Genomic DNA, 20,288 nt, shown 5'->3' on the forward strand with positions numbered 1-20,288 from the left:
CCATGCGCCGTGTCCTCACCGCCGCCCGGATGCGCGCGGCAGACCAGGCCGCCGAAGCCCGTTTCGGCATGCCCTCGCCGCTGCTGATGGAGAACGCCGGCCGGTGGCTGGCGGACGCGGCGCGCGAGCTGGGCACCACCGCCTCGCGGTACGTGGTGGTGTGCGGGCCCGGCAACAACGGCGGGGATGGGCTGGTGGCGGCGCGCTTCCTCCACATCTCCGGGCTGCGCGTGACGCTGGTGCTGGTGGGAGACCGGGCGAAGCTGACGCCCGAGTCCCAGCGCAACCTGCACGCGCTGGAGCCGTACAAGCTCCAGCCCCAGCCGCTCGGCGCGGTGGAGGCGAGGGCGGGGGACGTGGTGGTGGATGCGCTCTTCGGAACGGGGCTCACCCGGGCTCCGGCCGGGGAGTTCGCCGAGGCCATCCAGCATATGCTCCGCTGGCGCGCGGCCGGGGCGAAGGTGGTGGCCGCGGACATTCCCTCGGGGCTGCACACGGACACCGGCGAGCCCTTCACCCCCTGCGTGGAGGCGGACGTCACCGTCACCTTCGGCTTCTACAAGCAGGGCCAGGTGCTGGAGCCCGGCGCCACCCTGTGCGGGGACCTGCGGTGCGTGGACATCGGCATTCCTCCCGAGGCCGCCACCCCCCAGGAGGGCCGGGAGCTGTTCCTCGTCGAGGAGGCCGACGCGCGAGGGGCCATCGCTCCCCGGCGCTCGGACACGCACAAGGGCAGTTACGGGCACGTGCTGGTGGTGGCCGGCAGCCACGGCAAGTCCGGCGCGGCGGCCATGTCCGCCCTGGGTGCGCTGCGCGGCGGCGCGGGGCTCGTCACCGTGGCCACCCGCTCCGAGGTGGTGGAGCCGGTGCTCGGCCACGCGCCCGAGGTGATGGGCTGGCCCCTGGAGAACCGGGGGCCGCTCGGCATGGCGGACCTGGAGCTCCTGCTGGAGGCGGCGGAGAAGAAGGACGTGCTCGTCATCGGCCCGGGCATTCCCCGCGGCGACGAGACGGTGAAGCTGCTGGGCGAGCTGCTCTCCCGCGTGGATGTGCCCGCCGTGCTGGACGCGGACGCGCTCAATGCCGTCGCCATGGACCTGGAGGTGCTCCGCCGGGCGAAGGGGCCGCTGGTGCTCACGCCGCACCCGGGCGAGATGTCGCGCCTCACCGGCGTGCCCACGAAGGACCTCCAGAAGGCCCGGGTGGAGGTGGCCCGGGACTTCGCGCGCACCCACGAGGTGACGCTGGTGCTCAAGGGCGCGCGGACCCTCATCGCGCACCACGATGGCACCGTGTACGTGAACCCCACGGGCAACCCGGGCATGGCCACCGGCGGCATGGGCGACGTGCTGAGCGGTGTGCTGGGCGCGCTGCTGGCGCAGGGCCTGAAGCTCCCCGAGGCCGCCTGGACGGGCGTGTACGCGCACGGGTTGTCGGCGGACCTGATGGTGGCCCGGCGCGGGCGGATGGGGCTGCTTGCCACGGATGTGGCCAAGGGGATGTGCAACGTGTGGACGAGGTGGAACCGATGAGCGCGCCCACGCTGAGCCGCACGTTGCTGTCGAATTCACCCGAGGAGACGCACCGCCTGGGCTTGCGGCTCGGGCAGGTGCTCCAGCCGGGGGACTTCGTGGGGCTGGTGGGCGACCTGGGCGCGGGCAAGACACACCTGGTGCGCGGCGTGGCCGAGGGCGCGGGCGTGTCCCGCTCGGAGGTGGCGAGCCCCACCTTCGCCATCGTCTACCCGTACCGGGGCCGACTGCCGCTGTACCACGCGGACCTCTACCGGCTGGCCGACTACGACGAGCTGTACGCCACGGGCTTCCTGGACCTGGTGGGTGGAGACGGCGCGGTGCTCGTCGAATGGCTGGACCGGATTCCCGAGGCCGCGCCCCGCGAGTTCCTGCGCATCACCCTCCGGGACGCGGGCGAGGACTCCCGCGAGCTGGTGGCCGAGTCCTGGGGATCCCGGCCCGCGGAGCTGTTGAAGGCCTGGCTGCCGGCCGAGCGCTGATTCGGGGTGGACTTCCGTCAGCGCCCCGTCACCGCGAGGAGCGCCCGCGCGAAATCCTCGGTCGACTTCCGGGTCAGCCGCTCGGCGCGCTCGCGCGACAGATCGCGGTCCGCGGCGGCGGTCTGGGTGAAGGTGTACGAGTACTGCGCGGTCGGGGCCTGCGCCGTGGAGGGCGCCGGTGTGGACCAGGGATTGAATTGCGGCTCACTGGCGCAGAGCACCTGGTGCTCGGCCGGGTACACCGCGGCCGGCACCGTGCGGTCCGGCGTGTTCATGAGGTAGTCGAGCCCCATCAGTGACAATCCCGCGCCCAGGCCCACCCCGCCGGCGAGCATCAGATCTCCCGGGGTTGAAGAGGGCTCCGCCACTGCCTCCTCCTCCTCCATCACCGCCAGGAGCGCTCCGACCCCCACGCCCACGGCGCCTCCCGCCGCCAGGATCCTCCCGATGGTTCCGAGCATGCCTTCCTCCGCCGTGGGCGGAGGGGGGCGCACACCGTCCGCGCGGTAGTACAGCTTCGACTGATCCTCCTCGTTGCGCTCCACCAGCTCGACGACGGTGTTCTGGTAGAGCCACAGGGCGCGGCCGGTGGCCACCTCGACCGCCTTGAGGTTGATGGTGGAGAGGTACTCGCGCTCTCCGCTCCGAGGCAGGCTCGAGAGCTGCCGGGCGCAGCGCTCGGCGACCTCCGGCATCACCGGTACCGGCAGGGCGCGCCCCGGTCCCTCTTCCCGGCTGAAGCGCAGGTTCGAGATCTGCCTCGCACCCGGATCGCGGCTCTCCTGCGAGAGCTGGTTCACCTCGAAGAGGATGTTGACGCCCAGCGCCCGGGCGCGCTCCTGGCTTCCGGCCGCGCCCGAGCCTTTCAGCGCCTGCCACGACACCACCGGGTAGCCGGCCTTGGCCACCTCGGCCTCCAGCGATGCCAGCAGGGCCCCACAGCGCATCAGGATGGAGGTGTTGTTCTGCGAGGCCCCACTGGGGGAGACCGACTCGGTGGTGCACGAGTCCGGGGGCAGGAAGGCGACCTTCTGTCCGAGCCTCAGTTGCTGGGCCGCGTCCTGGGCCAGCACATCGGACTGCCGGGGCAGCGCGCCTCCCTCGGTGGTCCGTACCCGCTCGAACGACACGGCGTAATAGATGGGCGGGGCGGGGGGGTAGACCACCGGGGCGTGGCTGCAGCCCGATGCGAACAGCATGGCGATGAACGAGAGCAGGAGGTGATAGCGCATGGTGGTGTTCACTCTTGCACAGTGGCTGATGGGGAGCGAACAGTGCAAAGCACCCTCGCCCCCTGGGAGAGGGTTGGGGTGGGGTCCGGGTCTATCGTTCGCTCCATGAACCTCTCTCCCTCTCTTCGCGCGAAGTGGTTCCCGCGGGTGTCGCTGGTGAGCCTGCTGCTGGCGGGGTGTGGCGCCATCGAGCCGCCGCCTCCGTCCCATCCCCACGCCACCGTCATCTTCGACGTGACGGTGCCCGCGGACACCCCGGACAACGTGGTTGTCACCGTGGTGGGCTCGGATCCCTCGCTCGGGGGCGGTGCGGCGCCGGGCTTCCGTCTGCGCCGCCAGGAGACGCACTACATGGGCACGGTGCGCCTCCCCGTGGGCGAGGAGGTCTCGTTCGAGCTCTGGGTGGACGAGGCGTGGCGTCCCGAGCTCACCGCGGAGGGCTCACCGGCGCCTCGCCACTCCTTCCAGGTGGACGGGGACATGACGGTGACGGCCACCGTGGAGCGGTGGGGCGAGCCCGGCCAGGGGCCTCGGTGAAGCGCCGCTCAGTAGACGGAGAGCCCCACCGACCAGGTGCTGACGAAGCGGCGGGTGTCCGCGGGGGCGGTGGTCATCCAGTCCACGTTCCAGCGGGCGGTGAGCCCCAGGCGCGTGGCGATCTCGAACTCGGCGATCGCGCCGGCGGAGACATAGGGCCGCGTGCCACTCGTGGTGGGCAGCAACCCGCCCTCCGAGGCGGACCACGACTGCCCGCCGCCGAGGAAGGGGCCCAGGTGCAGGCGCCACAAGGTGAGCGGGAACCACTGGGCCTCCATGCCGAGGCGCACGTTGTAGAAGTCGCCGCCGTTGAAGTCTCCGGTCTGCAAGCGTGAGTCGATGAGCAGGCCGAAACGCTTCACGGGGTAGTAGCCGAGCGCGAAGCGGAACCCGAGGCTCCGCGGATCCTGTCCGCCGGGCAGCGTGAGCCGATCCTCGCCGGCGCCGAACTGGTACGAGAAACCCGCGCGATTGAGCGGTGCGGCCCCGCGCAGCCACATGCCCGCGCCCTCCCGGCCCGACAGCGTGGCCCGCTCGACATCCCTCAACTGCTCGGGGGTGAGCTCGTCGAGCCGGACGGTGCTCTGGCCTCCGTAGCGGTGCCAGAGGTGCACCGGGTGCTGCGGATGCACGGCGACCGAGCCCTCGTAGCGGGCGCCCTCGGTGGCGGCGAGCGCGACGCCGACCACGACACCCACGGCGATGATCACCACGATGGCCTCGCCCACATTGCCGACGTTTCCGGAGCCTCCACCTCCGGACGAGCCGCCCCCGGACGAGCCGCTCCCGACCGAGCCGCCGGACACGCCTCCAGAGACGGGCGACGCATCGTGGACGGAGTTGCGCGTGTAGACGGGCGGATCGTAATAGGGCGCACCGAAGTCGATGTAGAAGTCGGGGACCCAGTAGCCGTGCAGGCCCATGGAGTAGCCCGATGGTGGCGGTCCCTCCTGGGGGGGATACCAGGGCCCGGCCGGCTCCGGCTCCGCGTCCGTCGTGAACTGCTGCACGGCATACACGTTCTGGCCGCGCGTCTCGGGAGGTTCGCGCGCGAGCCGCTCCAGCTCCGTCCGCGACACCTCGTAGTAGTGGCCGAGGCATCCGCTCGTCAGCACCGCGACGAGGGTGACGGCTGCCTGCAGCCGCAGGTGGACGGGAATCGGGGGACGTCTCGTGCTCATGCGCCGCTCCTGCCGGGTGCTCCGGGTCATGCCGGAGCCAGCATAGGACGGGCGAGCCCGCGATTCATTCAACTCCGGACAATCAGGGCGCCTTGGCGCACAGGTCCTGCACCTTCCAGCGGTGCAGCACGAGGCCATTGTCCACGCCGACGATGTTCTCCTCGTCGATGACGTGCCAGTGGTCCTCGCCGGAGAGCTGCTCGCTGGCGAGCACGAACTGCTCCAACTGGGTGCCCGGCGCGGGCGGACCCGCGTGGGTGCGGTGCGGACGCTTGCCCGTCTCGGGTGCCGTGTCCGACAGGAAGAGCGTGCGGTTGCGCCGCGTGGCCACCATCACGTCCCCGTTCGTCACCAGGAAGTTCATCGCCGAGCGCTGCTCTCCCGGCTCATCGGTGATGGCCGACACCAACCCCATCGTCTCCGCCAGCGCGCAGGCCACCTTCTCCACGCACGCGCGCCCCTCCAGCGACTGCTGCTTCGCCAGCCGCGTGAGGAAGAGATAGAAGCAGCGCTCCGAGTCCGTGGCGCCCTGGATGCGCGTGAGCAGGTCCGGGCGGATGAGCGACTCCACCTCCGCCTGGTGCCGCGCGAAGTTCCTCAGCGTGCCGTTGTGCACGAAGCACCAGCGGCCATGGAGGAAGGGGTGGGCGTTGCGCTTCTCCACCTTGCCCACCGAGGCCAGGCGCAGGTGGGCCACGACCGTCCGGGAGGACACCCGGCTGCTCACCCGCTCGAAGTCCGGGTCGCAGTACGCCGGTCCCAGCCCGTGCGCGACGAGTGGCTGCTCACCTGCTTCGTAGGAGGCGATCCCCCAGCCATCCTTGTGCTCCCTCGACTGCTGGACGAGGGAGTTCTTCTCCGTCACGAGGGAAGGATGGACAGCCGCGGGGACAGAGGAACGAAAGCCAAAGAGACGGCACATGGTTTCTTGTCTGATGATAACGGCCGGCCCGGACGGGAAGTCCCATCCTGCCACTGCTGTCCGCTTCACGTCACGAACAGAGGGCCCGCTCGCTCTCTACCACCACATGGCCGTCTTTAATCACAATCCGCGCGTGATTGATTCCCAGGTGGTAGGGCAGGTGGCGATAGTTTGAACACGAAAAAACGACAAGGTTTGCCGGGTCGCCCACGGTAATCCGGCCGTATGTGTTCAAACCAAGTGCCAGGGCGGCGCCCCGGGTGGCGGCCCAGTAGGCCTCGGCGGCGGTCAGCCCGTTCTCCAGGCAGGCGAGCCCCAGGGTGAGGGGGAGGTTCTCGCTCATGGCGGAGCCAGGGTTGAGGTTGGTGCCGAGCGCCACGTTGACACCGGCGTCGCGCAGCTTGCGCCCGGGGGCGTAGGGCCGCACGCGCAGGAAGAGGGTGGCGGTGGGCACGAGGACGGCGGTGACACCGGCCTGGGCGAGGGCGCGGATGCCCGCGTCGCTCACGTTCTCCAGGTGGTCCGCGGTGGCGGCACCCAGCTCGGCCGCCAGTTCGGCGCCTCCGCTCGAGGTGAGCTGATCCACGTGCAGCCGGGGCTTCATCCCCAGCTTCTGGGCGGCCCCGAGGATCCGCCGCGCCTCCGCGTGGGAGAAGGCGCCCTGCTCGACGAAGACGTCGCAGAAGCGCGCCAGGCCCTGCTCGGCCACGGCGGGGATGATCTCCTTGATGCAGAGATCCATGTAGGCCTCGCGCCACTCCCGGTACTCCTCGGGGATGGCGTGGGCGCACATGAGCGTGGGGATCAGCTCCAGGGGCTGGAGGGTGGAGAGCCGCTGCACGGCCTTGAGCATCTTCAGCTCGTCCTGGAGGGACAGGCCGTAGCCGCTCTTCACCTCGGCGGTGGTGATGCCGTACTCCAGCATGAGCTGGAGGCGGGGCAGGGCGAGCCGGATGAGATCCTCCTCGCTGGCGAAGCGGGTGGCGCGCACGGTGTTGGCGATGCCGCCGCCGGCCTGGGCGATCTGCAGGTAGGTGGCGCCCTGGCAGCGCAGATCGAACTCCGCGGCGCGCTCACCGGCGAAGACGGCGTGGGTGTGGGGATCCACGAAGCCGGGGCCCACGAACTGGCCGTGGGCGTCCAGCACGCGGGTGGAGGGGCCCACGGCGCCCTTGGGCAGACTGCCCTCGGGGCCCACGTACCAGACCTTGCCCCGGCGCACGCCGACACAGGCGTTGGGCTGGGGCGTGAGGGCGCGCTCGGCGGGCTCCTGGGGGGAGCCCTCCACGGTGAGCACCTCGGAGGTGTTGCGGATCAGCAGCTCCAGGGTTTCCATGCGTCACGTCACTCGGTGATGCCGGGGATGCGGACGCCGCGCTCGTGGGCGACCTGGACGGCCTCCGGGTAGCCGGCGTCGGCGTGGCGCAGCACGCCCATGGCGGGATCCGAGGTGAGCACGCGCTCGATGCGGCGGGCGGCCTCGGGGGTGCCGTCGGCCACGATCACCTGGCCGGCGTGCAGCGAGTAGCCCATGCCCACGCCGCCGCCGTGGTGGAAGGACACCCAGGAGGCGCCATTCACCGCGTTCACCAGGGCGTTGAGGATGGGCCAGTCGGCCACGGCGTCCGTGCCGTCCTTCATGGACTCGGTCTCGCGGTTGGGCGAGGCCACGGAGCCGCAGTCGAGGTGATCGCGCCCGATGACGATGGGGGCCTTCACCTCGCCCTTGCGGACCATCTCGTTGAAGCGCAGGCCGGCCTTGGCGCGCTCGCCGTAGCCCAGCCAGCAGATGCGCGCGGGCAGGCCCTGGAAGGCGATGCGCTCACGGGCGAGGGTGAGCCAGCGGCGCAGCGACTCCTTCTGGGGGAAGAGCTCCAGCACGGCCTCGTCGGTGCGGCGGATGTCCTCGGGGTCTCCCGAGAGCGCCACCCAGCGGAAGGGCCCGAGGCCCTCGCAGAACATGGGGCGGATGTAGGCCGGGACGAAGCCGGGGAAGTCGAAGGCGTTCTCCAGGCCGGCGAGCTGGGCCTGGGCGCGGATGTTGTTGCCGTAGTCGAAGACGTGGCTGCCGGCCTTGGCGAAGTCCAGCATGGCCTCCACCTGCATGGACATGGACTGGCGGGCCTTCTCCACGTAGGCCTTGGGGTCGCGCTTGCGCAGCTCGGCGGCGGACTCCAGGGTCATGTCCGCGGGGATGTAGCCGTTGAGGGGATCATGCGCGCTCGTCTGATCCGTGACGAGGTCCGGCTTGATGCCGCGGCGGTACAGCTCGCGGAACACCTGGGCGGCGTTGCCGATGATGCCGATGGAGCGGCCCACGCGCTTCTTCTGGGCCTCCTTCGCCAGCGAGATGGCCTCGTCGAGGTCCTTGGCGATGACGTCGAGGTAGCGGGTCTCCACGCGGCGCTGGGCGCGGGTGGGATCGATCTCCACGCCGAGGAAGACGGCGTTGTTCATGGTGGCGGCGAGGGGCTGGGCGCCGCCCATGCCGCCGAGGCCGCCGGAGAGGACGAGGCGGCCGGAGAGATCATCGGAGCCGAAGTGGACGCGGCCGGCCTGGGCGAAGGTCTCGTAGGTGCCCTGGAGGATGCCCTGGGTGCCGATGTAGATCCACGAGCCGGCGGTCATCTGGCCGTACATCATGAGGCCCTTCTTCTCGAGCTCGAAGAAGTGGTCCCAGTTGGCCCAGCGGCCCACGAGGTTGGAGTTGGCGATGAGGACGCGGGGGGCATCGGGGTGGGTGCGGAGGATGCCCACGGGCTTGCCGGACTGGACGAGGAGGGTCTCCTCATCGGTGAGGCGGCGCAGGCCGTCGACGATGCGGTCGAACGAGGCCCAGTCACGGGCCGCCTTGCCGATGCCGCCATAGACGACCAGGTCCTCGGGGCGCTCGGCCACGTCGGGGTCCAGGTTGTTCATCAGCATGCGGAGGGCGGCTTCCTGGACCCAGCCCTTGCAGGACAGAGCGGTTCCGCGGGGGGCTCGAATGGTACGGGACATGCGGCCGACACTACCCGAAGCCGGGGGGGGTTGTGCGTCCGAGTTGAGGGGTTTCCGCTACAGCAGACGGAATGTCCGTCATCAGCGGGACAGCGGCCTGCGAGCGGTCATCCCGGCCCTCGAGAATCGGGCGTCTTGCGCCGCAGCGCGACGAACTCCGCGGCGAAGTCGAGGAACTTGAGGGCGGCCCGCTCGTGATCTCCGCCGCAGTCGCGGAGGTACTTCACGTGCCAACCCTCGAGAGGCAACTCATGCTTCACCTCGTCGAGCCACTCCAGGAAGTCCTCCCACTCCTGCTCCTGCCCGCCGTTGAATTGGGTGTTGGAGGCCCATCCGAGGATGAACGAGAAGAGGGATTCCACTGTATTGAATCCCGTCGCGAACCAGAGGCCTCGCTTCATGAGGATCTGCTTGCGGGCGTAGAGCAACGCATCCATGAGCCCGACCCGGCGCCCACGCCATTCCTCGGGAATGGGCTCCTCCTTGACGATTCGTTTACCGGTCATAGGGTCTGTACCACCTCTTCCGTTATCGTGCTTCCTGGAGATGTATTGAGCCGGGCCATGTACTCGCGGAAGGGCAGGCCAGCCGGGCCCGTGTAGGCATCGATGACCTTATCCCCGAGCCGGACCGCCACGTGGTACCCCCGTGTCGAGAGCTGATGAGTCCTGAGCAGCACGCCGTTTGAAATCTCGTCGAAGCCCATCACCATCGCTCGGCCGCGGATCGTGAAGCGCAGGAACTCCGGCTGTTGTCCGAGCCGGGTCAATCCTTCGTGGATGGTTCTCGCGACCTTCTCGCACTCTCCCGCCTTCTGGTTGGCCACGGCGAAGGCGTTCTGGAACGCCACCAGCCAGTCCGGAACACGGCCAATGTCCTTGAGCAGCAGATACTGAGCGACGGCGCAGTGGAGGTCTCCCATGAGGAGGCAGGCCTTGAGCCGGGCCCGGATCGACTCGTCTCCAGGCAGGGGCGGGCTGCCGAGCACGAGCGAGGGGATGAGGGTCATCGCCGTTGGGGATGACGCCAGTCCCGAAAAAGGTGACAGACAGAGGAGCATGAGCAGGGCGGTAGTGACTCTGCCTCTGGCACATATCGAGGTTTTCATGGGAGTGGCGCCGTAGGTTTCAGACAGGGCTGCGTGTCTGGCTCGCTTGCATAGAGATGCCGATCCCAGGGAGTAGATGAGCCGTAGCACTCTTGGCCATATTCATTCAGTTGGGCATGAGGCAGTGTAATGACGGCGGGGCAGAGTTGCTCGATTACTTCCATCGATGTCTCGGGACCGAAGGAGCGCCTCCCATGGTCCACGCCCCATACTTGACCGTCACTTCTGAATCCGAAATCCATGGACCGCATGCCTCGGGACGAAACTCCACTGGCGTAGGCGGATACCGAGTCGCCCATCAGGGATGGGTCGATGGGGAGTTCATGATAGGGGCGCCTTCGGACGGGCATGGTTGAATCGTTGAATTGTATGGTTCTCTCCGCTGAGAGGCCTATGCGAAACAAATCGGTTGTGGTTATGTAGACTGAGAGGTATTGATTTCCTCGTCGAGGTTTGCGAACGTCGCAAAGGGATCGATGTTCCCTCGCAATCGAAGCGACCTTTCTGCAGCCGAATAGCTCTCGCGGAGAGTCTCGGCCCTTGAATCGGGCGCACTGAGTAGGTGTTCTTTGAGTGCGGTTTGGATTCCCGACCGATGATTTCCCAGTTCCTTGCGGAGTTCTTCGCGAAAGTCGGCCGCCTTCTTGCCTAGCCGTTCCTGTCCGAATCTGAGAACGAAGTCGTGTTTGTTGCTCTTTGCGAGGTGCCTTGCCAGGAGTGCAATGGCGTGATAGCCAACTCGAGAGGGGCTAGGGCCATTGCCTATCTTCTCCAAGCGAAGATCTCTCTTGAGGACAAGAAAGATCATGTCATGCGTATTTTGCAGAAACGTGAGGAATATGGTTGATGCAGTGGTCCTGTTGTTGAACACCTTGTGGTAGGTGCCGTCGTGCTCGAAGATGTCGTTGGGATGGAGGGCGTATGACAGGCCTTCCTCTCCCTGGGCTGCGGCAATCGAGCGTGCGAGTTCTACGATGTGGATGGCGAGATCGTTTGAATTTTCGTAATCCTCAATCAGAGTTTCGGGGTTGGAATCTAGGATGTGTGCAAAGGATCCTTCTTGCCGCTCATAAAATATTTTGCGGCTACGGAATCTTCGCTCCAATTCTAGCTGGAGTGGGTTGTTGGCGCGGAGTGCCGCTGGGGGTATTGCGTTTTGGCGGTTGTTGTTGATTGTGATTGTTTGAACTAGGTTCTCGTCGCGGGTAGTGGTGATGCGAAGAGGGATTGTGACCTGTGCCCACTTGTCTTGTTGAAGCTTGTCCTTGATCTTGGGATCCATTGAAAAAAGATAGGCTGTCTTGATTGTTTGGCAGCCGTTCAGGACGTATGGGTCTTGGATTTCGATGCGGTTGCCATTTTTCCGTATGGCGCGAGCGAAGACTGTTACTCCATTGTGGAAAAAGGCGAAAAGCCCAGGGTCGATTGTCCCCTTGATGCACATTTGGGCCAAGGTTTCGCGTATCTTGGCGGATGGGCCTCGTTCCGTGTTCTTGGCGTTTTTGATGAAATAGCGGACGTTCTTCGAAAATAGAGTGTCCCGTCGCAATGAGTACATTGCGACGAGTTCCGCGAGTTTGGCGATTCCGTACAACATCTGGGCTTCAGTGTTGTTGTGGTGAGCAGTCGTTTCCGCCACTGTTAGTTCCAGTGGGACCCAGGGAGGCGGGATTTTTGTGTCAATGTCTCCAAAATCCATTTTGTCTGGGCCTATATGGCCAAGATTGAAGGTGTAATCTGGTAACTCCTCTTCTATCTGAGCTCCCAGTTCGCTGCGTGAATGGTTGGTTTCATTGGATGCGATTTCATGGTCTTCTTGGCAGAGATGAAGGACCATGAAGTCTAGAATCAGGGACTTTCGTTCCTCGGGTGATAGTAGATTGAGGTCGCGCCGCAGATTGACTATGATTTTGTTCTCTTTACTCTCGTCTGACTCTAGGCCGTCGAGCAACCGGCGCAGTCTGGCAGGGAGCTTTTTGAGGTCTCGAAAGCCCTTCTTGACCTCGGAAATACTTCCGCTGTATTTGGCCTGAAGGAGAAAAAGCCGTACACGACCGTCTTGGCGCAAGATGTGATAGGCGTCCAGCCCGAAGTCGTAACCTTTTGTGTCTCCATCAATGGCTGGATCTGAGCACTGGGTGAGGGCTTGTGTCTCCGGCAGGAAATACTTGCGATGCAGGTACCAAGCGGGGAAACAGTCCTCGGTGGCGGCGCTGTATGCCGTCTTGATTTGGAATGCTTCTACTTCTTCGCGAATTTTACTGCTTTTCATGTCTGCCTCCTCTGATTGATGAATTCCTGGGCGAAGTCGAGGAACTTCAGGGCGGCCCGCTCATGATCCCCGCCACAATCGCGGAGGTACTTCACGTGCCAGCCCTCGTAGGGCATCTCGTGCTTCACTTCGTCGAGCCAGTCCAAGAAGTCTCGCCACTCCTGGTCCTTGCCACCGTTGAACTGGGTGTTGGAGCCCCACCCGATGGTGAAGGACAAGAGCGAGTCGATGGTGTCTCCTCCTGTGACGCACCAGAGCCCTCGCCCCTCCAGGAGTTGCTTCCGGGCATAGAGCAGCGCGTCCATGAGCCCGACTTTGCGACCGCGCCACTCCTCGGGTAGGGGCTCCACCTTCCCAACCTTTTTCTCACTCATGGACCTTGCACCACCTCGTAAAGGATCTGGCTCGTGGACGAGATTCTGAGCCGGTTCATGTATTCGGTCAGAGGAAGACCGGCCAACCCCGTGTAGGCGTCGATGATGTTGTCCCCAAGTTTCACGGCGAGATGCCTCCCCGTGGTCGCAAGTTGATGGTTCTTGACCAGAACGCCTTTGGACATCTCATCGAATCATCGAAGCTCAGCAGCTTCACATCTCCGTCAACCCTGATGCGCAGGAACTGCGGCTTTTGTCCGAGCCGGGTCAATCCTTCGTGGATGGTCCTCGCGACCTTCTCGCACTCTCCCGCCTTCCGGTTTGCTACGGCGAAGGCGTTCTGGAACGCCACCAGCCAGCCGGGTACCCGGCCAATGTTCTCAAGCAGGAGGTACTGGTCGACAACGCAGTGGAGGTCTCCCATGAGCAGGCAGGCCTTGAGCCGGGCCCGGATCGACTCGTCTCCAGGCAGGGGCGGACTGCTGAGCACCAGCGAGGGCAGGAGGGTCGTCGCTGGGGATGATGCCAGTCCCCGCGTCGGCAGCAGGCAGAGGAGCATGAGCAGGGCAGTGAGCACTCCACCTCTGACCGCGAGCGAGGTCTTCATACGGAACTCCAGGATAACCCACGTCTCCCTGCACGTGACGCGGGACGTCCGGGTCGTTCCGTGCTACCACGCACCGCGCCATGAGCCGCATCTATCGTTCGCTTCCCCCCGCTGGTACCCGGATTGGTCTCGCTTTCTCGGGTGGTCTCGACACCCGCGCCGCCGTGGCGTGGATGTCCCGCAAGGGTCTCGAGGTGTACGCCTACACCGCCGACCTCGCCCAGCCCGACGAGAAGAACCCCGCCGACATCCCGCCCATCGCCATGACGCACGGCGCGAAACAGGCCCGGCTCGTGGACTGCCGCGAGGCCATGGTGCGCGAGGGCCTCGTCGCCATCCAGTGCGGCGCCTTCCACCTCTCCGTGGGCGGCAAGAAGTACTTCAACACCACGCCCCTGGGCCGCGCCGTCACCACCACCGCCATCGTCCGCGCCATGCGCGAGGACTCGGTGAACGTCTTCGGTGATGGCAGCACCCACAAGGGCAATGACATCCAGCGCTTCTACCGGTACGGCATCCTCGTCAACCCGGAGCTGCGCATCTACAAGCCCTGGCTGGACCCGGAGTTCGTCAATGCCTTCGGCGGCCGCAAGGAGATGAGCGAGTTCCTCGTCTCCATCGGCATGCCCTACAAGATGGGCACCGAGAAGGCCTACTCCACCGACGCCAACGTGCTCGGCGCCACGCACGAGGCCAAGGACCTGGAGCACCTCGACAAGGGCATGAACATCGTGGAGCCCATCATGGGCGTGGCCCACTGGCGCCCCGAGGTGGAGATCCGCCCCGAGCGCGTCACCGTGGAGTTCGCCCAGGGCCTGCCCGTGTCCCTCAATGGCAAGCGCTTCGCCTCCCTCTTCGAGCTCTTCCTGGAGTGCAACCGCATCGGCGGGCGCCACGGCCTGGGCATGAGTGATCAGCTCGAGAACCGCGTCATCGAGGCCAAGAGCCGCGGCATCTACGAGGCCCCCGGCATGGCGCTGCTCCACATCGTCTACGAGCGCCTCCTGTCCGCCATCCACAACGAGTCCACCACGGACCTCTACTTCACCCTGGGCCGCCGCCTCGGCCGCTTCCTCTACGAGGGCAAGTGGTTCGACCCCGAGGCCCTCCTGCTCAAGGACTCGCTCACCCGGTGGGTGGCTCCCAGCATCACCGGCAGCGTCACCCTGGAGCTGCGCCGCGGCGACGACTACACCCTGCTCGACACCCAGGCCGTGCACATGGCCTACGACCCGGACAAGCTCTCCATGGAGAAGGTCGCCAGCGCCTTCACCCCGGAGGACCGCATCGGCGCCCTGGAGATGCAGAACCTCGCCGTCACCGACAACCGCGGCCTGCTCCTGCACCACCTCTCCAGCGTCCGCACCCTCTCCGAGGGCACCCCCACCGGCACTGGCATCGCCCAGCTGCTCGGCGACGGCGAGAAGGAGTGAGGCTTTTACGTTTTTCCCGGTTTGCGTGAATATGGGAATCCCGAGCCGGGGATGAGCCCCGGCGGTCAGGAGATTCCCCCATGCGAACCGGACGGTTGTTGCTGCTCTCCACGCTGACGCTCGCCTCGTGCGGCCCCCTCGTCGAGGAGGAGGCCGTGCTCGGCGAGCGCAGGGACGCGCTGATCACCGACGTGGACCTGGACGGCATCGACGATGCCTTCGAGGATCAGCTCGCGGCGAAGTTCGCGCCCGAGGTCCGGCTGGCCCCGGACTCCATCGACTGGGCGCGGCCGGCGAACGTGGACTGGTACCTGGCGCGCGTGCACATGCGCTTCGACCACTCGGGGTGCCCGGACTGCGAGGTGCTCGCGCTGGCCACGCCCACGCAGAGCAACCTCTCCGCCCAGTCCCACAAGACGAAGGGCACGTTCTGCACCCATACCAGCACGGTGTACTACTCGAACGCGTCGCGGAAGGAGTTCTTCCTCCAGCCGCCGGATGACAGCGTGCACAACGGCACCACGTCTTCTGGCTGGCGCGTGTACGTGCACTCGAAGAAGAGCGCGCTCGTCGCGGGCGGCTACGACATCCAGTACTGGTTCTTCTACCCGTACAACGACTCCTACGCGTCGGTGAACCACGAGGCGGACTGGGAGCACATCACCGTGACCACGGACTCGGCCGGCAACTTCCAGTCGGCGTGGTACGCGGCGCACAGCGGTGGCACGCGCTACAGCGCCTCGCAGCTCAGGTGGAACGGGACGCACCCCATCGTGTACTCGGCGGATGGCTCGCACGCGAGCTACCCCACCGCGGGCACGTACCCCACCGAGGTGTCGGGCTTCGATGACCACGCCTACGACGGTGGCCCGGTGTGGCAGACGTGGACCAACCAGGTGAACGTGGGCGAGAAGGGCGCGCCCCGCAACGGCCAGAACTTCATCAAGTACGGTGGCCGTTGGGGCGAGGTGGGTGAGCTGGACGCCACGAGCGGTCCGCAGGGCCCGTCCTTCCAGGGCGCCTGGAACACCTACTGAGGCAAGCGGATCGGCTCGACGCAGGTGAATGAGCTGGACCGCGTGCGCGAGCCCGGAGCGCTGCCTCGGCTACCGCGCCAGCTCCACCTTCTCCAGGTACTCGGGGATGTAGGCCGGCCAGCCGCGTGCCTCCACGCGGCCCTTGAGCGCCTGCAGCGCCGAGGGCTCCCCGTGGACGAGCAGCGTCTGGTGCGGCGGTGACTCGAAGCCGTCCATCCAGCGCAGCGTCTCCGTCCAGTCCGCGTGCGCCGAGAAGCCGCTCACCGTGCGGATCTCCGCCTCCACCCGCACCATCTGCCCGTGGATCTTGATCTCCTTCTCGCCGTCCAGCATGCGCCGGCCGCGCGAGCCCTCGGACTGGTAGCCCACGAAGAGCACCGTGTTGCGCGGATCCGGCAGCCTGTACTTCAGGTGGTGGAGGATGCGGCCTCCCGTGGCCATGCCCGAGGCGGAGATGATGATGCCCGGGCCCTCGCGCTGGTTGAGCTGCTTGCTCTCCTGCGGCGAGGTGACGAAGCGCGTGCGCTTCGTGGCCAGTGGGGACTCGCCCCGCTTCACGATGGCGGACATGTCCAGATCATGCTCCTCCGCGTGCGCCAGGTAGATGGGCGTGGCGTCGCACGCCATCGGCGAGTCCACGAAGACATCCAGCTCGGGGATGCGCTTCTCCGCCTCCAGGTTGCGCAGGTGGTAGAGCAGCTCCTGGGTCCGGCCCACGGAGAAGGCGGGGATGACGACCATGCCCTTGCGCTCGTAGGCGCTCCGCACCGCCTCGCACAGCGCATCCACGGGCCGCGTCTCCCCGTGCTCGCGGTCGCCATAGGTGCTCTCCACCACCAGCGTGGTGGCCGAGCGGACCGTCTGCGGATCCCTCAGGATGGGCGCGTGGTAGCGGCCCAGGTCCCCCGTGAACACCACGCGCTGATTGGTGCGCTCCAGGTGGAACACGCACACCGCCGAGCCGAGGATGTGGCCCGCCCGGTAGAAGGTGAGGGTGATGCCGGGGAGGATCTCCCGGGTGCGCTCGTAGCCGAAGGTCTCGAAGAGCTTCAGCGCACGCTCCGCGTCCTCCACCGAGTAGAGGGGCAGGGCGGGGCGGTGCTTGGAGAAGCCCTCCTTGTTGGCATAGCGGGCCTCTTCCTCCTGGAGGTGTGCCGAGTCCGGGAGCAGCAGCGCGGACAGATCCCGCGTGCCGGAGGTGCAGTAGACGGGCCCGTGGAAGCCGTCACGCACCACACGGGGCAGACCGCCCGTGTGGTCGATGTGGGCGTGCGTGAGGACGATGGCGTCGAGGCTCCGGGGCGGGACGGGCAGGGCGCGCCAGTTGCGCTGGCGCAGCTCCTTGCGGCCCTGGAACAGACCGCAATCGATGAGCACCCGCTTGCCCTGGTACTCGAGGAGGAACTTTGAACCGGTAACGGTCCCCGCGGCGCCGAGGAAATGGATGGAGGCCATGCGTGGCACTCTATCCCAGCCGCTTCCCTGCGGCGGCGCCCCCTCCTATCCTGGCTGGGCGAACCGTTTCAGGAGATGCGAGCCATGAATCGAGTGAAGAAGGCTTCGTGGTGGGCCGTGGTGCTGGCCGGTGGGTTGATGATGGCCCTGCCGGCGGTGGCGCAGCAGAAGAAGGACTGCCGGGGCTCGTGCCTGTCGAAGGCCAGCGTGGAGGTGGAGGCGTGCGCGAAGGCCTGCCCCGCCGCCAGCGATCCGACGACGCGTGAGGCCGCCGGCAAGTGCATGAACCGTTGCGCGGAGAAGTTCCGCGCCGCCGAGGCGTCCTGCGAGAAGACCTGCCCGGCTCCGAAGCAGGAGGACCAGACCCACTGAGCGGGTCCGTCACCCCAGGGCCTGGGCCGCGATGGCATGGAGGAGTTCCCTCCTGCCCGGGGCCCGGGTCCCGTGGAGCTGCATCATGGGCGCCGGGACGTGCCGCTCGAGCCCGAGCCCCGCCACCCACTCGCTCAGCCCGGCGAACCGCGGAGGAATGTCCACCCGCACCGTGCCCTCGAGGCCCCGGAGCAGCCCGGCCGCGAGGCTTCGGGCGATGGGCTCCTCCCGGGCGATGAGGGGTCCCACCATCGCCGACTCGAAGTTGGGCCACGCCAGGCCATACCCCACCACGCGGCCGTCCCGCTCGGCCACGAGTGCGCGGTACGCCATCCGGTGCAGGGCCTGGAGCAGCTCCCGCCGGGGCGCACCGAAGGCTTCCGCGTCCAGCGACGCGACCGCGTCCAGATCCTCCCCGGTCATCGCTCGCACCCGCGTGTCCGCGACGGCCACTTCCTCGGGCTGCCGGGTGAGCCTGCCCAGATGCTTCACGATCTCATCCACCTGGACGAAGCCCAGCTTCTCGTAGAGGGGCCGGCCCTGCTCCGTCGCGTACAGGAGCGTGGGGAGGGGACCGATGTGCTCGAGCGCATGCTCCATGAGGCGCCGTCCGAGTCCCTGCCGCCCATGGGAAGGCGACACCACCATCATCCCGATCGACGCCGCCTCACGCCCATGGGGCGTGACGAGCACCGTGCCCGCGAGCCCACCTTCCGGTGAGTCCACGCCGAAGCCGGTGCCCAGCTCCAGCATCATCCGCCACTTCAGCTCATCCGGCGCCCAGTCGCGCTTCACGGCGAGCGCGAGACAGGCGGGCAGATCCTCCAGCGTGAGCCTCCGGATGCGCATGCGGCCGCCTATACCACGGGGCTCTCAGGCCTCTCGCGCGAAGGCGCTGTACACCGAGGCGAAGCCCGCTGCCGCCAGCCCCACCAGGAACAGCACGGGCCCCAGCAGCAACCCGCCATGCACCAGCGTCCAGACGAGCCCCAGCACCACCACGCCGATGGGCGCGAAGCGCAGCCAGTCCGGCCTCGGCACCTCCGGGCGCAGCGCCATCAACCCCAGCACCCCGAGCAGCAGCAGCTCCAGGGCCACGGAGAAGGACTGGTCCCAGCCCTTGTCGTAGCTCTCCTCGATGAGCCCGTAGACGAAGTCCTCCGAAGGGGTTGGCGCATCCACCACGCGCAGCTCCGGCGGCGCCTGTGGCACCGGACCCGAGCTCCGCGTCGTCGTCAGGGGCACCCAGGTGAGGAACAGCGACAGCAGGCACAGTGCCACGCCCCCGAGCGCCACCGGGCCCAGTCCCCGCAGCAGCACGCGGGGCTCGAAGAGCCGGCTCCACCCGTTCTGTCCCGCGTACACCTTGCGGTACTGGTCGTAGCCCAGCAGCGCCGCGCCTCCGAGCCACAGCAGCGGCGTGACGCCGATGCCCAGCATCCGGATCGCCAGGGCCGCCGCCACCACGACGAACAGCGCCGGCACCACCGGACGCATCAGCGAGGTTGGGACCCAGTCCACCAGCGGGTGGCGCTCGCCGGCATCGCGCAGCTCGCGCGCCGCCACCAGCCAGCCGCCGATGACCACCACGAGCGACCAGAAGGGCCCCACACCCGCGAAGAAGGGCAGGATGGAGAGCACCAGCGCCACCCCGAGCAGCCCCACGCCCGCCACGCTCGGCGAGTGCCCCGGCACGTGCGCCAGCCACACCGGCCCGTCATACGGCGGTGCCTTGGGCCGGCCGGGCGTGTGAAGACCTGGATCCGTGTCCTCGGCCTCTTCCGGCGCGGGGACGACGGCGCGGGCCGCCGCGGTGCTCCGCGTGCGTCCCGTCGTCGCCATCGCGGTGACGCCGGTGGACGTCCGGCGGACCGTTCCAGGGGGTGGGGGAGGGGGCATCTTCGCCCCACAGTTCTCGCAATAGCGCAGGGTCTCGTCCTTCGCGCTCTCTCCGCACTGCTTGCACCGCATCGGGAAACGGCCTCCGGCAGCACCCCGGGCCCTGGGGTCGCGCCGCGCGGAGTATACCGGATTTCCCGGCGCCCTACTTCCAGGCGACGTGGTAGGCGCAGCTGCCCCCTCCGCGCTTGCGGCAGGGCTTGGTGGCGTCGTGGAGGATGGTGGCGGTGGGCTGGAACCGCTGCGCCATGGCGATGATGATGCCCCGGTCGAAGTCGCACGGGTACGGCGTGGTGCTCTCCATGGTGACCAGGTTCTTGCCCGGCGTGTGCGAGTAGGTGTAGTGGCCGATTCCCTCGCGCATCTCGCCCGTGTGGGGGCTGAACATGGACTCGCCGCGCACGGCGTGGTTCATGTGGTACGCCACGTCGATGCACTTCAGCGCGCTGTGGATGTCCGTCACCGTGGGCGGGAAGACCGCGTTCTTCGGCGTGGTCATCCCCGACTGAAACAGCAGCACGTGGCCGAACTCGTTGCCGATCCGCTCCAGCGCCGTCAGCCAGCGCTCCAGCGGGTACCAGGCGCCCGCCCCGAACTTCACCGCCCCGGTGCCGTCGTCAGCGCCCAGGCCCTCCTCGAGGAGGATCTTGTTGGCGATCAGCGTGAACGAGCCGAACCCGTCGATGACGATCTGCAGGTTCGCGCCCAGCACCTGGAACTGTCCGGGGCCGATCTGCTCCCGGGGACTCGGCATCTTGATCTCTCGCTTGAAGTCCAACGTGGAACGCCCCTGGTTGGGATTGAGCTGGCTCAGCATGGTGGTCACCTTTCCGGCTGTAACTGGA

The 20,288-nt window shown here is 67.3% G+C and carries 20 protein-coding genes; 6 read left to right on the plus strand and 14 right to left on the minus strand.

Features of this window, described 5'->3' with window-relative positions; translation table 11 throughout:
• The first annotated feature begins 2 nt into the window (after positions 1 to 2).
• Together AC16DP_RS02110 and tsaE are read left to right on the plus strand one after the other, a co-directional pair.
• Complete coding sequence (locus AC16DP_RS02110; RefSeq protein ID WP_329734491.1) at positions 3 to 1,532, plus strand: NAD(P)H-hydrate dehydratase; 1,530 nt, start codon at positions 3 to 5, stop codon at positions 1,530 to 1,532.
• Positions 1,529 to 2,014, plus strand: a complete 486-nt coding sequence (gene tsaE, locus AC16DP_RS02115; RefSeq protein ID WP_329734492.1) for a tRNA (adenosine(37)-N6)-threonylcarbamoyltransferase complex ATPase subunit type 1 TsaE — start codon at positions 1,529 to 1,531, stop codon at positions 2,012 to 2,014. The genes AC16DP_RS02110 and tsaE overlap by 4 nt, the downstream gene beginning before the upstream one ends.
• A 17-nt stretch (positions 2,015 to 2,031) precedes the next feature.
• Here tsaE and AC16DP_RS02120 read toward each other — a convergent pair whose 3' ends face one another.
• The gene (locus AC16DP_RS02120; RefSeq protein ID WP_329734493.1) at positions 2,032 to 3,246 is read right to left on the minus strand and encodes a hypothetical protein; all 1,215 of its coding nucleotides are present in this window, start codon (positions 3,244 to 3,246) and stop codon (positions 2,032 to 2,034) included.
• Positions 3,247 to 3,351: 105 nt separating this feature from the next.
• Between AC16DP_RS02120 and AC16DP_RS02125 the strand changes: the two genes are divergently transcribed.
• Positions 3,352 to 3,783 (plus strand): hypothetical protein, encoded by a 432-nt coding sequence (locus AC16DP_RS02125; RefSeq protein ID WP_329734494.1) that lies wholly within the window; start codon positions 3,352 to 3,354, stop codon positions 3,781 to 3,783.
• 8 nt (positions 3,784 to 3,791) lie between these two features.
• Here AC16DP_RS02125 and AC16DP_RS02130 read toward each other — a convergent pair whose 3' ends face one another.
• The 9 genes from AC16DP_RS02130 to AC16DP_RS02170 form a co-directional block, all read right to left on the minus strand.
• Positions 3,792 to 4,964, minus strand: coding sequence for a hypothetical protein (locus AC16DP_RS02130; RefSeq protein ID WP_329734495.1), 1,173 nt, complete (start codon positions 4,962 to 4,964; stop codon positions 3,792 to 3,794).
• A gap of 82 nt (positions 4,965 to 5,046) precedes the next feature.
• Positions 5,047 to 5,886 carry a class II glutamine amidotransferase gene (locus tag AC16DP_RS02135; RefSeq protein ID WP_329734496.1) on the minus strand — a complete coding sequence of 280 codons (840 nt, stop codon included), beginning with the start codon at positions 5,884 to 5,886 and terminating at the stop codon, positions 5,047 to 5,049.
• 70 nt (positions 5,887 to 5,956) lie between these two features.
• Complete coding sequence (gene hutI, locus AC16DP_RS02140; protein ID WP_329734497.1) at positions 5,957 to 7,222, minus strand: imidazolonepropionase; 1,266 nt, start codon at positions 7,220 to 7,222, stop codon at positions 5,957 to 5,959.
• Positions 7,223 to 7,230: 8 nt separating this feature from the next.
• The gene (gene hutU / locus AC16DP_RS02145) at positions 7,231 to 8,886 is read right to left on the minus strand and encodes a urocanate hydratase (RefSeq protein ID WP_329734498.1); all 1,656 of its coding nucleotides are present in this window, start codon (positions 8,884 to 8,886) and stop codon (positions 7,231 to 7,233) included.
• A gap of 107 nt (positions 8,887 to 8,993) precedes the next feature.
• On the minus strand, positions 8,994 to 9,392 hold the full coding sequence (locus tag AC16DP_RS02150; protein ID WP_329734499.1) for a hypothetical protein: 399 nt from the start codon (positions 9,390 to 9,392) through the stop codon (positions 8,994 to 8,996).
• Positions 9,389 to 9,895: a hypothetical protein gene (locus AC16DP_RS02155; protein WP_329734500.1), complete on the minus strand. Its 507-nt coding sequence runs from the start codon at positions 9,893 to 9,895 to the stop codon at positions 9,389 to 9,391. Before AC16DP_RS02155 ends, AC16DP_RS02150 begins: the two co-directional genes overlap by 4 nt.
• A 514-nt stretch (positions 9,896 to 10,409) precedes the next feature.
• A complete protein-coding gene (locus AC16DP_RS02160) occupies positions 10,410 to 12,266 on the minus strand; it encodes an AIPR family protein (protein ID WP_329734501.1) in 1,857 nt (618 codons plus the stop codon).
• Positions 12,263 to 12,640, minus strand: coding sequence for a hypothetical protein (locus AC16DP_RS02165; protein WP_043408676.1), 378 nt, complete (start codon positions 12,638 to 12,640; stop codon positions 12,263 to 12,265). The genes AC16DP_RS02160 and AC16DP_RS02165 overlap by 4 nt, the downstream gene beginning before the upstream one ends.
• A gap of 121 nt (positions 12,641 to 12,761) precedes the next feature.
• Positions 12,762 to 13,247, minus strand: coding sequence for a hypothetical protein (locus tag AC16DP_RS02170; RefSeq protein WP_329734502.1), 486 nt, complete (start codon positions 13,245 to 13,247; stop codon positions 12,762 to 12,764).
• Between the two features lie 80 nt (positions 13,248 to 13,327).
• Here AC16DP_RS02170 and argG point away from each other — a divergent pair, with 80 nt between their 5' ends.
• Positions 13,328 to 14,680, plus strand: a complete 1,353-nt coding sequence (argG, locus tag AC16DP_RS02175; protein WP_329734503.1) for an argininosuccinate synthase — start codon at positions 13,328 to 13,330, stop codon at positions 14,678 to 14,680.
• Between the two features lie 80 nt (positions 14,681 to 14,760).
• The gene (locus AC16DP_RS02180) at positions 14,761 to 15,717 is read left to right on the plus strand and encodes a Vps62-related protein (RefSeq protein WP_329734504.1); all 957 of its coding nucleotides are present in this window, start codon (positions 14,761 to 14,763) and stop codon (positions 15,715 to 15,717) included.
• A gap of 69 nt (positions 15,718 to 15,786) precedes the next feature.
• Here the strand turns inward: AC16DP_RS02180 and AC16DP_RS02185 are convergent, their stop codons facing one another.
• Complete coding sequence (locus tag AC16DP_RS02185) at positions 15,787 to 17,172, minus strand: MBL fold metallo-hydrolase (RefSeq protein WP_329734505.1); 1,386 nt, start codon at positions 17,170 to 17,172, stop codon at positions 15,787 to 15,789.
• Between the two features lie 84 nt (positions 17,173 to 17,256).
• On the opposite strand from AC16DP_RS02185, the gene AC16DP_RS02190 reads away from it, so the two are divergent.
• Entirely contained in the window at positions 17,257 to 17,544 is a 288-nt protein-coding gene (locus AC16DP_RS02190) for a hypothetical protein (RefSeq protein ID WP_329734506.1), read from the plus strand.
• Between the two features lie 9 nt (positions 17,545 to 17,553).
• Here AC16DP_RS02190 and AC16DP_RS02195 read toward each other — a convergent pair whose 3' ends face one another.
• From AC16DP_RS02195 to AC16DP_RS02205, 3 genes are all read right to left on the minus strand, one after another.
• Complete coding sequence (locus AC16DP_RS02195) at positions 17,554 to 18,393, minus strand: GNAT family N-acetyltransferase (protein ID WP_329734507.1); 840 nt, start codon at positions 18,391 to 18,393, stop codon at positions 17,554 to 17,556.
• A 24-nt stretch (positions 18,394 to 18,417) separates the two neighbouring features.
• Positions 18,418 to 19,515 carry a hypothetical protein gene (locus AC16DP_RS02200; protein WP_329734508.1) on the minus strand — a complete coding sequence of 366 codons (1,098 nt, stop codon included), beginning with the start codon at positions 19,513 to 19,515 and terminating at the stop codon, positions 18,418 to 18,420.
• A gap of 73 nt (positions 19,516 to 19,588) precedes the next feature.
• The gene (locus AC16DP_RS02205) at positions 19,589 to 20,260 is read right to left on the minus strand and encodes a hypothetical protein (RefSeq protein ID WP_329734509.1); all 672 of its coding nucleotides are present in this window, start codon (positions 20,258 to 20,260) and stop codon (positions 19,589 to 19,591) included.
• Between the last annotated feature and the right edge of the window lie 28 nt (positions 20,261 to 20,288).

It is taken from the genome of Archangium sp. (assembly GCF_057119385.1).